A 12,874-nucleotide genomic window follows, 5' to 3' on the forward strand; every position below is an offset into this window, starting at 1 on the left:
TGGACGGGCGGTGGCTTCACCGGCTATAATGGACAGCGAGAGAGGAAGGGGAGTGGCAAGAGATGACCTTTGGGGAAAAGTTGCAGCGGCTGCGCCGCAGGGAAGGGCTCTCGCAGGAGCAGTTGGCCGCTTCGCTGGGGGTCTCCCGGCAGGCGGTCTCCAAGTGGGAGCTGGGGGAGGCGGTCCCCGGGACCGAGAATGTGGTGCAGATCAGCCGGCTGTTCGGGGTGAGCACCGACGACCTGCTGCTGGCGGAGAGGGACCTCCCCCCGGCCGCCCCGCCCCCGGCGGGCGAACAGGCGCCCGCCACCCGCCCAAACCGGGCCCTGCTGGTAGCCGGCGTCTGCCTGGCGGCCCTGGGCAGGCTGGGGGACCTGGTGCTCTGGGTGCTCTCCACCATGGTCGAGAGCGACCTGCCCGCCACCTCGATGGACGGCCTGGGCCGCATCTGGTACACCACCCAGCGGGGCTATGCCTTTTGGCCCTTCATCGAGGAGCACCGGCTGCAGGCGGTGCTGGGTCTCTGCACCCTCTCCCTGTTGGCGGGGGCGGCCCTGTTGGGCGCATTCCTCTGGCGCGGGCGGCGGGCGAGGGGCGGCCGCGTGCAACCGGGGCGCTTGAGGCGGAGATACTGGAATAGAAAAGAGAGAGGGCGGGACCTCCCAAACGGGGGGACCGCCCTCTCTTTGGCGCTCGGGGGGGCACCTTTTCCGCGGTGGCCGGGCGCGCCGCGCGCGGGGCGACACGCAGGAGAGGGGGGAGGGTCTTTCGCCCCCTCTGCAGCCATCTCTCTTGGGAGGAAAAGTGTCCCCGACGGCCCTCTCCTTTATCCGTTCTCTCCCTCTTCAGTGGCGCGGGGATGAGACGGGCGGAGAGCCTCTCTTTCCCCTTGAGAGCCCGGCCTGGGCCCGGCGGGAGGAGCTGTTCGCGGCCAAGCAGGCCAGACGGCCACCCTTGGCCCAGCGGGCCGCTGGACGGCGGCTGGAGGGGCCGTTTTCCCTCTGCCGGGGGGACAGTACTCGCCGCTGCAGTGGAAAACCGAGCGGCGGCGCGCCTTCCCCTGTCGCCCGTGGCGATGGGGAAGGCCCCACCAGAGAGAGGGGGGAAAGAGGGCCTCTCTGTCGTCCGCCCCCACCCGGTTGGCCGTCCCGCCTTTCGGCAGATGGGAGAGTGCGCCCGCCGCCGCGACAGAAAAATCGAGCGTCGATGCGCCATCTCTGTCTGGCGGCGACGGCACGTCCCCGCCAGACAGAGGACAGGAAAGAGTTCCTCGGCCGCCCACCCCGCCCGGTAGCCGCCCCGCCCTCCGACAGGTGAAAGAGCGCCGATGCGCCATCTCTGTCGCCTGCGGCGACGGCACATCCCTGCCAGACAGAGGACAGGAAAGAGTTTCTCGGCCGCCCACCCCACCCAGTAGCCGCCCCGCCCTCCGACAGGTGAAAGAGCGCGCCCACCGCGGCAGAAAATTGAGCGACAGCGCGCCCTCTGGCAGAGGAGGAAGCGGCCCCTGCCAACTCGAGGGGAGAGGGCAGCGGCTGGAAGGTAAGCGCCCATCTTCCCACAAAAAAGGGGCGGGGGCGGACCTTCTGGGAGTTCGCCCCCGCCCCCCTTGAAAAGAGGAGAAGAGAAAATGAAAAAAGTGGGAAGGCAATTTGAAAGGGGGCGCTCTAGTAGATGCGCTGTCTGCCCCCCTGGGGGAAGGTCTGCGTGGCGTCAGACCCGCCGTAGCTCCCCTGGCCGCTCAGGTCGTCCCCGCCGCCGGCCATCAGCTTTTCGAGGATCGGCTTGGCGGTGTCGATGGGGATGGCAAAGCCCAGCCCCTCGATGCCGGTGCCCGAGGATTTGGCGTTGACGATGCCCACGAGTTCGCCGTTTTTGTCAAACAGCCCGCCCCCCGAGTTGCCGGGGTTGACGGCCGCCGAGATCTGCAGCAGGGTCATAGTCTCGCCGTCGACGGTGATGTTGCGGTCCAGGGCGCTGATGATGCCGTCGGTGACGGTGCCGCCCAGCTCGCCCAGCGGGTTGCCGATGGCCACCGCCAGGTCGCCCACCTGCAGGGAGGAGGAGCTGCCGAGCACGGCGGCCTGTAGGCCGCTGGCCTCGATTTTGATGACCGCCAGGTCGTTTTGCGCGTCGGTCCCCACCAGGGTGGCGGGGTACTGGGTGCCGTCGGAGAGGGTGACGGTGATTTTGGAGGCGCCGCTGATGACGTGGTTGTTGGTGGCGATGTAGCCGTCGGCGGTGAGGATGACGCCGCTGCCGGCGCCGGTGGCCACCGACTGCTGCACCCGGCCGTAGTAGCCCTGCATCGTCTCGGTGGTGATGGCCACCACCGAGGGGGCGGCCTTGGCGGCCACCGCGGAGACGGTGCCGCTGTTCTCGCCGGTGCTGGTGTTCTGGGTGGGAACGCCCTGGTAGAGGACCGGGGAGCCGCCCGAAAGCTGCCGGGTGAGCAGGTTGCCCGCCACGGTGCCGCCAAAGCCGAAGAGGCCGGCCCCCATGCAGCAGGCCGTCACCAGGGCGGCGGTCTTGGCCTTGGCCCCCATCTTTTTCCGCGCCTTCTTGGGGGGCGGGGCGCAGGGGGCGGTGCCCGCTGCATAGGGGGCGTAGGGCGAATAGGGGGCCGCTGGCTGGGACGGATGTGGGGGAGGGGATGTGGGGTGCTGTTGGTTCCAAAATTGGTCGTTCATGGCGGGTGGGCCTCCTTCTGTCTTGTTCGCTTTCGGTGATTCTAGGATACCGGCCCTCTGTGAAAGCTGGATGATGAAAAAATGAAGCAAAAAGGCGGATTTTGTAAAGGATCTGTTTCCGGACCCGCTGGGCGGGGGGATGAACGGGGTGTAAAGGGCGGCCCAAAGGGGGCAAAAAAGCGGCCCCCGAGCCGAAGCCCGGAGCCCGCTTTTTGCCCTTTTATCGGCAGGGCCTGTCACCGGCCGGAGACCGAGAGGCCGTCCACCCAGACGGTGGGAGAGCCGATCTGCCCGGCAGCGCCCGGCGCGTCGAAGGCCAGGTCGTCGGCCAGCCCCCGCACGTCCTTCAAGAGCTGGTAGAAGTTGCCCGCCACGGTGATGCCCGAGACCGGCCGCCCCAGCTGTCCGCCGGTCACCAGGTAGCCCTTGGCCTCCAGCGAGAAGTCGCCGGTGGTGGGGTTGGCACCGGCGTGCAGCCCCTTGACGTTGGTGATGAAGACGCCCTCCCCCATCTCCTCCAACAGCTGTGCGCGGCTGCGGTCCGAGGGGGTGAAGTAGAGGTTGGTGGGGGTCACCCCCAGGGGGGCGGAGGCGCCCGCCTTGTAGGCGTTGGCGGTGGTCTCTGCCCCCAGCAGGGCGGCGGTCTTGCGGTTGTGCAGCAGGGTCTTGAGCACCCCTTTTTCAATGAGGTCCTTGCCGAAGGTGGGCACCCCCTGGTCGTCAAAGCGCCGGTGGAGGATGGCCTCCATGCAGAAGGGGTCGTCCCGCAGGGTGAGGGCCGGGGCGGCCACCGCCTCCCCCTCCCGCCCTTTTAAGAGGGAGAGCCCCTTCACCGCCGACAGCCCGGAAAAGACGCCGGAGAAGGTGCCCAGCAGGTCGCAGGCCACCTCGGGAGCCAGGGCCACGGCGTAGCGGCCGGTGTCGGCGGGCTCGCTGCCGATGAAGGAGAGGGTGGCCTCCACCGCCTTCTGGGCGGCGCTCGGCAGATCGAGGGCGGAGGGGTCGGGGGCGGCGGCCACCTCGTACTCGTTGTAGGAGCGGCCCCCCTCTTTGGCGGTGGGGCCGATGACCCCCACGGCGTAGCAGGTCTCGTCGGACAGGTCCAGCCCCCGGCTGTTGTAGATGGCCCGGGTCCCGCCGCCCCAGGCGGCCTGGGCGTCGCTGACCGAGGCGATGCGGCGGTCGGCGGCGAGGCAGGCCCGCTCGGCCGTCAGCACCTGGCGCTGCAGCTGGCTGTAAAGGGCCTCGGGCTCCGAGAGGCCGTCGGTCTGGGCGGCAAAGCCCTCGGCCGGGGCGCAGATCTCGTCGATGTCCGCGTTCTGGGTGGCGCGGGCGCTGTCCAGGGCGCTCTCCACCAGCCAGCTCGCCTCCTCGGGGGAGAGGACCTGGGTGGTGGCGTACCCCATCCTCCCGCCGGCGAGCAGCCGCAGGTTGACGGCGAAGTCCTGGTCGCTGGAAAAGGTGTCCACCTCGCCCTCGTGGGCGGCCACCTCCATGGTCTTGTTGCGGACGCTGTAGAGCTCGAACGCCTCTGCCCCCGCCTCTTCGGCCCGGCGGGCCACCTCTTCTTTAAATGCATCGAAGGTCATGTTATTTCCCCCCCACTGTGATCTCTCTGACGCGGATGAGCGGCTGCCCCACGTTGGTGGGCACCGAGCCGCTGGCGGCCCCGCACATCCCCTGTCCGTGGGCCAGGTCCTTGCCCACCATGTCGATGTCCAGCAGCACCTGGGAGCCGGTGCCGATGAGGCTGGCCCCCCGCACCGGGGTGGTGATTTTCCCGTGCTCCACCAGGTAGCCCTCGCTGACGGCGAAGTTGAACTCCCCGGTCACCGGGTTGACCGAGCCGCCCCCCATCTTCTTGCAGTAAAGCCCCTTGTCCATGGAGCGGATGATGGCCTCGTCCTCGTCGGGCCCGGGGGCGATGAAGGTGTTGCGCATCCGCGAGACCGGGGCGTAGCGGTAGGACTCCCGCCGGCCGCTGCCGGTGGAGGGCAGCCCCATCCGCCGCCCCCCCAGCCAGTCGACCATATAGCTTTTGAGGATGCCGTTTTCGATGAGGACGGTGCGCTGGGTGGGGTGGCCCTCGTCGTCGATGTTGGTGGAGCCCCAGGCCCCGGGGAGGGTGCCGTCGTCGATGGCGGTGACCTTCTCCCCGGCGATCTTTTCGCCCAGCCGCCCGGCGAACTCCGAGTTGCCCCGGCCCACCGCCTCCGACTCGAGGGAGTGGCCGCAGGCCTCGTGAAAGAGCACCCCGCCAAAGCCGTTTTCAATGGCCACCGGCATCCGCCCGCCGGGGCACTCGGGGGCGTGGAGCATGGTCAGGGCGGTGCGGGCGGCCTCCCTGGCGGCGGCCTCCACGTCCACCTCCCCGGCGAAGATCTCGTACCCGGCGCTGCGGCCGGGTCCCTCGAAGCCGGTCTGGTTCTGCACCCCGTCGGAGGCGACGGCGCTGATCCCCATCCGGGTGCGGGCGCGCCGGTCCTCGGCCCAGAGGCCCTCGGTGTTGGCGATCAGCACCCGCTGCACCCGGTCGGCCAGGGTGGCGCTGACCTGGGCGATCTCCTCCCCGCAGCTGCGGGCGGCCCGGTCGGCCAGGTGGAGGAGGGCCGCCTTCTCGGCGGTCTGGACCTCGGTGGGGGAGAGGCGGCAAGGGTGCAAGTCGTCAAATGACAGGGGGACAAAGGGCTGGGGCAGCACCAGGGCGGGGCTGTCGCAACAGGCGGCAGCGGCCTCCCGGGCGGCCTTCAAAAGCCCCTCTCTGCCCACGTCGGCGGTGGAGACATAGGTGGAGCGCAGCCCCTTGACCACCCGGATGCCCGCCCCGCGGATGTGGTTTCGCAGGGCGTTTTCGATTTTTTGGTCGATGAGGTTGACCGAGTGGGTGTGGGTGTCCTCCCAAAAGAGCTCGGCAAAATCCGCCCCCTGGGAACAGGCGGCGGCCAGCACCTCCTCCACCAGGGCGGGGGAGGGCAGTTGACAACGGCGATCGGACACGGCGTATTACCTCCTTTGGCGCCCGCCGCAGCGGGGCGGGCAGGTGATTTGTACCATCGTCTGTTATTATAGTCAAAATTGTGCTAAAATACAAAGCGAATGGGCGCCCTTTCCGCCGCCGCGGGGGGATTGTAACCAAACGGTAACCCAATCGAGGCGGCGGGTGTGATACAATACCGACAAAGGGGCGCTGCCAAAGGAGGGATGACCTGTGGCCCACAAAAACCGCCTGTCGAGGCGGGTCCTGCCGCTGCTGTTGGCGGCGCTTTTCTGCCTGAGCGGCTGTACCTTCGGCCTCTCCGCCTCGGTGGAGGACTTGATGAAGGCCCCCCTCTTTTCCAAGGAGCAGCAGGCCATCATCCAGGCGCTGGATCGGGGCACCAGGGGGGAGATCAAGCTCATCTACCCCAAGGAGGGGGCGTACCGCACCCCCGTCGTCCTCTTTGACATCAACTCCGACGGGACGGAGGAGGCGCTGGCCTTCTACACCGAGAAGGACAAGGTCAACGTCCACCTGGCGGTCCTGCAGCTGCAGCAGTACGGGGACGGGGAGAGCGAGTGGAACATCGTCTTTGACCAGGAGGGGCGGGGCAACCAGATCGGATTTGTCCGCTTCGACCACATCAGCCACCTCTCCTATTACAACATCCTGGTGGGGTGGAACGTCTTTGGCGAGAGCAACAACAGCCTGGCCATCTACGGCTACCAGCAGGGGGAGGACGGCGAGCACATCGTCGAGTTCATGAGCCGGGAGTACGAGCAGTTTGTCTGCGAGGACATGGACGGCGACTACTTCTCCGAGCTGGTCTTCCTCTCGGCCTCCCGCACCGAGGAGGGGGTCAAGGCCTCGGTCTACAAGGACGTGGGCCGCTCGGCGGTGGAGAAGGTGACCGAGCAGACCCTGGACCCCCGCATCGTCGCCGTGCGGAAGCTGGAGGCGGGTGAGGGGGAGAGCGGCAAACTGCTCTACATCGACGGGCTGACCAAGGAAAACCTGCTGGCCACCGAGGTGCTGGCCTACCAAAACGGCGTTTTGAGCCTGGTGCAGCAGGAGGCGGTGGTGAGCCAGAGCCAGCGCCAGAAGACCGAGCTCTACAGCCAGGATATCGACCGGGACGAGAAGGTCGAGGTCCCCATCTTCACCGCCGACAAGAAGGCCAGCCTGGTGCAGATGCGCCCGGCCTCCGGCTACCAGGTGGACTGGTACGAGGTGGGGGAGAAGCGGTTTGTCTACGACCGCACCACCTATGAAAACGAGGTCTACAAATTCCGCCTGACCCTGCCCACCCAGTGGCAGACCGGGGTCACCTTTGAGAGCAACCTGGACAACACCGTTATCACCTGCAAGCGGGGGGACGCGGTCCGCTTCTCCATCCTCCGCCTCCCCCGGGACGAGAGCGCCCAGAGCTACCAGTCCTCCGGCTTTGAAAAGATCGGCAGCAGCGGCAACTACATCTACTACTGCAAGCCGCAGGAGGACAGCAACCGGGAGTCGATCCTCAACGTGGTCAAGAGCGGGTTTTCCATTCTCAACTAACGACAGACAGGAGGGGCTTTGCGTGGCAAAAAAGACGATTTTGGTGGTGGAGGACGAGGAGAACATCCGCGAACTCATCTGCCTGAACCTGCAAAAATCGGGGTTTGAGGTGCTGGAGGCCGGCACCGGCGAGCGGGCGCTGGAGATCTTTGCCGAGCGGGGAGAGGGCATCGACATGGTGATGCTGGACATCATGCTCCCCGGCATCGACGGGCTGAGCGTCTGCCGCCAGATCCGCGAGAAAAACAGCGCGGTGGGGATCATCATGCTCACCGCCAAGACCCAGGAGATGGACAAGATCAGCGGGCTGATGTTGGGGGCGGACGACTACGTCACCAAGCCCTTCAGCGTCTCCGAGCTGATGGCCCGGGTGGACGCCATCTACCGGCGGGTCTCGCTGCAAAACAGCCGCCCCCAGGAGGAGCTGGAGGTGGGGCCTTTCACCCTCAACCTCAAGAGCCGGATGCTCTTCAAGAGCGGGCAGCCGGTGGAGCTGACCCAGGTGGAGTACCAGATCATGGAGCTGTTCCTGAAAAACCCCGACACGGTGTTGGGGCGGATGGAGATCTTGCAGAAGATCTGGGGCGACAACTACTACGGCGACGACAAGATCATCGACGTGAACATCCGCCGGCTGCGGATGAAGATCGAGGAGGAGCCCTCCCACCCCCGGCACATCAACACCGTCTGGGGCGTGGGCTACCGGTTCAAAGCGTAAAGAAGGCCCGTCCCGCCGCCGCGCGGGGCCCGGGCGCGAAGGGGAGTTTTCATGCAGAGCGTAACCAAGCGGTGGATGCTCAATTTTCTCACCATCATCGTCGTCATCCTCACCGTCGTCATGCTCCTCATCGTGGTGGGGGTGCGGGAGTTTTACTACTCCAGCGCCCAGCAGGTGCTGACCTCCCGCATCGAGGTGATGGTCAACGCCATCAAGTACCGCACCAGCGACGCCCTCACCCCTCAGGAGCGGGTGGAGCAGGTGATCACCGGCTTTGAGGAGAAGACCAAATACGAGGTGATGGCCCTGGACCGAAACGGCGCCCCCACCGTCACCTCCAGCGGGTTTTACCCGGGCGACACCTTCACCGGGGTGGACTACGCCCGCGCCCTGCAGTCGGACAACGGCTACGGGGTCTACACCGGCCGGGCGAAGGACGCGGGGAACGTGATGTCGGTGTGCTATGTGTCCGACAGCCTGGGGGACGGCGTGGGCGGCATCCGGCTGGTCTGCGACCTCTCCCTGGTGGACGGAGAGATCTTTAAGACCGCCCTCTTCTTCCTCCTCTTCTCCACGGTGGTGGTCCTCTTCGTGGTCCTCTCCAGCACCTACTTCATCCGCTCCATCGTCACCCCGATCGGGCAGGTGGGGGTCATCGCCACCAAGATCGCCTCGGGGGATTTCAGCGTCCGCCTCAAGACCCAGCACAACGACGAGATCGGCCAGCTGTGCAACATCATCAACTACATGGCCGACGAGTTGCAGAAGGCCGAAGAGGTGAAAAACGACTTCATCTCCCAGGTCTCCCATGAGCTGCGCACCCCCCTCACCGCCATCAAGGGCTGGGGGGAGACGGTCCTCGACGCCGACCCGGTGGAGAACCGGGACACGGTGGAGCGGGGCATCCACGTCATCCTCAGCGAGACCGACCGCCTCTCGGGGATGGTGGAGGAGCTGCTGGACTTCTCGCGGATGCAGAGCGGCCGGCTGACCCTGGTGCTCTCGAAAATCGACGTCCTGGCCGAGCTGGAGGACGTGCTCATCATGTTCGGCGAGCGGGCCAAGCGGGAGGGGGTCACCCTGGAGAGCGAGCTGCCCGAGTTCGTCTCCCCGGTGTTCGGGGACAAAAACCGGCTGCGGCAGGTCTTTGTCAACATCCTCGACAACGCCCTCAAGTACAGCGAGAAGGACGGGACCATCCGCACCTCGGCGGCCGAGGAGACCGGCTACGTGGTCATCCGCATCGCCGACACCGGCCTGGGCATCCCCCGCAGCGACCTGCCCCGCATCAAGGAGAAGTTCATCAAGGGCTCCAACAGCCGCCGGGGCACCGGCATCGGCCTGGCGGTGGCCGACGAGATCATCGCCCTGCACAAGGGCCTTCTGACCATCGACAGCACCGAGGGGGAGGGGACGACCGTCACCATCTCCATCCCGGTGATGGACAAAAAGGTGGATTCCACCACCATGCAGATCGCAAAAATAGATGAAGAGGAGATACAGCGCTATCGTGAACAGCAACAACGGGACAAATAGCGGCCCCCGCCGCACCAAGATCGGCGGGCAGGCCCTGATGGAAGGGATCATGATGCGGGGGCTGGACTGCTACAGCGTGGCGGTCCGCCGCCCCGACGGGGGGATCGAACTGGAGGTCAAACCCGACAAGCACCTGGCGCGGTGGTACAGCCGGGTGCCCTTTGTGCGGGGCATCTTCAACTTTGTCTCCACCCTGGTGCTGGGCTACACCTGCCTGATGCGCTCGGCCGAGATCTCGGGCGCCCTGGACGAGGAGGAGCCCCCCAAGGCCCCCGCTCCGGCGGACGAGGGGAGCGGTGAAAGGGAGACCGCCCCGCCGACCGGTGCGGGCGAGGAAGCGCCCTCGGCACCCCCCGCCCCGGCGGGCGAGGGGAGCGCGCCGGCGGGGGCCGGCAGCGGGGGGGAGACGCCCTCCTTCCCGGCCGCCGCCCCCAACGGAGAGGGCGAGAGCGCGGGCGGAGAGCGGTCCGCGCCCCTACATACCGCCGCCCCGGCGGCGGAGGAGAAAGAGGAGAAGGGCCTGGGGGCCGGCTTCTCGGTGGCGGTCAGCGTGCTGGCGGTCTTTTTGGCCCTGGCCCTCTTCATGGTGCTGCCCACCGCCATTGTGGGGGGACTGGGCAAGCTGGTGGAGCTGGGCCGCTGGCGCACCCCGCTGGAGGGGCTGGTCAAGCTCTGCATCTTCCTGGGGTACATGGCCCTGGTCTCGCGGATGAAGGAGATCCGGCGGATGTTCGAGTACCACGGGGCCGAGCACAAGACCATCGCCTGCTATGAGCACGGCGAGGCCCTGACGGTGGAGAACGTCCGCCGCCACCGCCGCTTCCACCCCCGCTGCGGCACCAGCTTCCTGCTGATCGTCATCCTGGTGAGCATCCTGGTCTCCTCCTTTGTCTCCTGGCAGAGCCTCTGGCTGCGCATGGCGCTGAAGGTCCTCCTCCTGCCGCTGGTGATGGGCATCTCCTACGAGATCATCAAGTACGCCGGCGGGCACGACAACCTCCTCACCAAGGTCCTCTCGGCCCCCGGCCTCTGGCTGCAGCGCCTCACCGTCAAGGAGCCGGACGACTCGATGATCGAGGTGGCGGTGGCCGCCATGGAGGCCGTCATCCCCCAAAACGGGGAGGACGACCGGTGGTAGAGCCCCGCACGGTCCGCGCCCTCTGGCGGGAGGGGGAGGCCCTGCTGCGGGAGCGGGGGGTGGAGTCCCCCAAGTTCGACGCGGCCGAGCTCCTCTGCCACGGGGCGGGCTTTCCCCGGGGCGAACTGCCCCTACACCTGCGTGACGAGCTGTCCGCGGACGCGGCCCGGCGGGTGCGGGCCCTCTTTGCCCGCCGCGCCCGGCGGGAGCCGCTGCAGTACCTGCTGGGCTGCTGGGAGTTTTACGGCCACCCCTTCCGGGTGGGGGAGGGGGTGCTCATCCCCCGGCCGGACACCGAGTGCCTGGTGGAGGCGGTGCTGGCGCGGGCCCCCCAGGGCCCCTGCACCATTGCCGACCTCTGCAGCGGCAGCGGCTGCATCGCCGTCGCCCTGGGGGCCGCCCTCCCCCAGAGCCGGGTGCTGGCGGTGGAGAAGAGCGGGCGCGCCTTCGGCTATCTGCAGGCCAACATCCGCCTGAACGGGGCCGCGAACGTCTGGCCGGTGCGGGGGGACGCGCTGACCTACCAGGGGGTCTGCCCGCCGCTGGATGTGCTGGTGGCCAACCCCCCCTACATCCGCCCGGAGGAGATGGAGACCCTCTCCCCCGAGGTGCTCGCCGAGCCGCGGGAGGCGCTGGAGGCCCCCGAGCGGGGGCTGGCCTTCTACCGCCACTTCGCCGCCGCCTACCGCCCGGTCCTCCGCCCTGGGGGGCTGCTGGCGGTGGAGATCGGCTGCGGCCAGGGGGCCGAGGTCTGCGCCCTCTTTCGCGGCCAGGGCTACGAGGGGGTCACCTGCCTGCAGGACCTGGGCGGCCTGGACCGGGTGGTGCTGGGCCGGCGGCCAAAATAGAAGAAGCAGAGGGCTGCGGCCCTCTTTTTTTGCCCTTTGGGGGGCGGGCGGCCCAGGGAGCCGGTTTTTTCTGCCAGGGGCGGCAAAGGCCGCTGAACGCTTGCGGCAGCGGGAGAAATGCAGTATAATAACCCTGTAATGGCAGTCGCGGCCCGGGCGGCGCGGCCGTCTTTTTTGGAACTGCTGTCTGCGCCATGCCCGCCCCGGCGGGAATGGTTCTATTTTTATCAACAGAGTGAACGAACGTTTGGGAGGACGATCCATGGCGGAAAAGAACAAGGCCAAGGAGACGGCTCAGGAGAGCCGCCAGAAGGCGCTGGAAACAGCTCTGGCCAACATCGAAAAACAATTTGGCGCGGGCGCTGTCATGCGCCTGGGCCAGCACTCCACCCTGAACATCGAGGCCATCTCCACCGGCAGCCTGTCGCTGGATATGGCCATCGGCGTGGGCGGGGTGCCCCGGGGCCGGGTGGTCGAGATCTACGGCCCGGAGAGCTCGGGCAAGACCACCGTGGCCCTGCACATCGTCGCCTCCGCCCAGAAGGAGGGGGGCACCGCCGCCTTCATCGACGTGGAGCACGCCCTCGACCCGGTCTACGCCGCCGCCCTGGGGGTCGACATCGACGCCCTGCTGGTCAGCCAGCCGGACACCGGCGAACAGGCCCTGGAGATCTGCGAGGCGCTGGTGCGCTCCGGCGCCATCGACGTGGTGGTCATCGACTCGGTGGCGGCCATGGTCCCCAAGGCCGAGATCGAGGGGCTGATGGGCGACAGCCACGTGGGGCTGCAGGCCCGGCTGATGAGCCAGGCCCTGCGCAAGCTCACCGGCATCATCGGCAAGACCAAGTGCGTGGCGGTCTTTATCAACCAGCTGCGCGAGAAGATCGGCGTCATCTACGGCAACCCCGAGACCACCGCCGGCGGCCGGGCGCTGAAGTACTACGCCTCGGTGCGCATCGACGTGCGCAAGGCCGAGACCCTCAAGGTGGGGGGCGAGTTCGTGGGCAACCACACCAAGGCCAAGATCGTCAAGAACAAGGTGGCCCCCCCCTTCAAGATCGCCGAGTTCGACATCATGTACGGCACCGGCATCTCCAAGGAGAGCGAGATCCTCGACATCGGCGTCAACATGAACATCATCCAGAAATCCGGCGCCTGGTTCAGCTATAAGGGCGAGCGGCTGGGCCAGGGCCGCGACAACGTGAAGAAGTACTTTTTGGAGCACCCGGAGGTGGCCCAGGAGATCGAGGCGGCCATCCGCCAGAACGCGGCCGAGGCCGAGAAGTCGCTGATGCCCAAAAAGCCCGCCGCCCCGGCGGACGCCCCCGCCCCGGCCTCAGCCCCCAGCGCCGCCCCCGCCCAGCCCGCCCCCGCCGTGATGGACATCGACATCGAGGTGGAGGACTAGGC

At 67.4% G+C, this 12,874-nt stretch carries 10 protein-coding genes; 7 read left to right on the forward strand and 3 right to left on the reverse strand.

Features of this window, described 5'->3' with window-relative positions; all coding sequences use genetic code 11:
- Positions 1-62: 62 nt before the first annotated feature.
- A complete protein-coding gene (locus KQI11_RS09895) occupies positions 63-863 on the forward strand; it encodes a helix-turn-helix transcriptional regulator (RefSeq protein ID WP_216402007.1) in 801 nt (266 codons plus the stop codon).
- Positions 864-1,667: 804 nt separating this feature from the next.
- Here KQI11_RS09895 and KQI11_RS09900 read toward each other — a convergent pair.
- The 3 genes from KQI11_RS09900 to KQI11_RS09910 form a co-directional block, all read right to left on the reverse strand.
- Entirely contained in the window at positions 1,668-2,690 is a 1,023-nt protein-coding gene (locus tag KQI11_RS09900; protein WP_286172701.1) for a S1C family serine protease, read from the reverse strand.
- Positions 2,691-2,926: 236 nt separating this feature from the next.
- Positions 2,927-4,279 carry a TldD/PmbA family protein gene (locus tag KQI11_RS09905; RefSeq protein ID WP_216402008.1) on the reverse strand — a complete coding sequence of 451 codons (1,353 nt, stop codon included), beginning with the start codon at positions 4,277-4,279 and terminating at the stop codon, positions 2,927-2,929.
- A 1-nt stretch (position 4,280) separates the two neighbouring features.
- On the reverse strand, positions 4,281-5,666 hold the full coding sequence (locus KQI11_RS09910; protein ID WP_216402058.1) for a TldD/PmbA family protein: 1,386 nt from the start codon (positions 5,664-5,666) through the stop codon (positions 4,281-4,283).
- A gap of 232 nt (positions 5,667-5,898) precedes the next feature.
- Here KQI11_RS09910 and KQI11_RS09915 point away from each other — a divergent pair, with 232 nt between their 5' ends.
- The 6 genes from KQI11_RS09915 (at position 5,899) to recA (ending at position 12,872) form a co-directional block, all read left to right on the forward strand.
- On the forward strand, positions 5,899-7,224 hold the full coding sequence (locus KQI11_RS09915) for a hypothetical protein (protein WP_216402009.1): 1,326 nt from the start codon (positions 5,899-5,901) through the stop codon (positions 7,222-7,224).
- Positions 7,225-7,246: 22 nt separating this feature from the next.
- Positions 7,247-7,942 (forward strand): response regulator transcription factor, encoded by a 696-nt coding sequence (locus KQI11_RS09920; RefSeq protein WP_185916502.1) that lies wholly within the window; start codon positions 7,247-7,249, stop codon positions 7,940-7,942.
- 51 nt (positions 7,943-7,993) lie between these two features.
- Positions 7,994-9,478 (forward strand): HAMP domain-containing sensor histidine kinase, encoded by a 1,485-nt coding sequence (locus KQI11_RS09925; RefSeq protein WP_216402010.1) that lies wholly within the window; start codon positions 7,994-7,996, stop codon positions 9,476-9,478.
- Positions 9,453-10,616, forward strand: a complete 1,164-nt coding sequence (locus KQI11_RS09930) for a DUF1385 domain-containing protein (RefSeq protein WP_216402011.1) — start codon at positions 9,453-9,455, stop codon at positions 10,614-10,616. Before KQI11_RS09925 ends, KQI11_RS09930 begins: the two co-directional genes overlap by 26 nt.
- Positions 10,610-11,464 (forward strand): peptide chain release factor N(5)-glutamine methyltransferase, encoded by an 855-nt coding sequence (gene prmC / locus KQI11_RS09935; protein WP_216402012.1) that lies wholly within the window; start codon positions 10,610-10,612, stop codon positions 11,462-11,464. Before KQI11_RS09930 ends, prmC begins: the two co-directional genes overlap by 7 nt.
- A 262-nt stretch (positions 11,465-11,726) precedes the next feature.
- Positions 11,727-12,872 (forward strand): recombinase RecA, encoded by a 1,146-nt coding sequence (gene recA / locus KQI11_RS09940; RefSeq protein ID WP_216402013.1) that lies wholly within the window; start codon positions 11,727-11,729, stop codon positions 12,870-12,872.
- The last annotated feature ends 2 nt before the right edge of the window (positions 12,873-12,874 follow it).

It is taken from the genome of Acetanaerobacterium sp. MSJ-12 (assembly GCF_018917875.1).
Taxonomy (GTDB): Bacteria; Bacillota; Clostridia; order Oscillospirales; family Ruminococcaceae; genus Bittarella; species Bittarella massiliensis.

What these genes read in the sequence shown, in the direction of transcription:
- KQI11_RS09895 (WP_216402007.1), top strand. Translation starts at nt 63, where the DNA reads ATGACCTTTGGGGAAAAGTTGCAGCGGCTGCGCCGCAGGGAAGGGCTC.
- recA (WP_216402013.1), top strand. Translation starts at nt 11,727, where the DNA reads ATGGCGGAAAAGAACAAGGCCAAGGAGACGGCTCAGGAGAGCCGCCAG.
- KQI11_RS09900 (WP_286172701.1), bottom strand. Translation starts at nt 2,690, where the DNA reads ATGAACGACCAATTTTGGAACCAACAGCACCCCACATCCCCTCCCCCA.
- KQI11_RS09925 (WP_216402010.1), top strand. Translation starts at nt 7,994, where the DNA reads ATGCAGAGCGTAACCAAGCGGTGGATGCTCAATTTTCTCACCATCATC.
- KQI11_RS09905 (WP_216402008.1), bottom strand. Translation starts at nt 4,279, where the DNA reads ATGACCTTCGATGCATTTAAAGAAGAGGTGGCCCGCCGGGCCGAAGAG.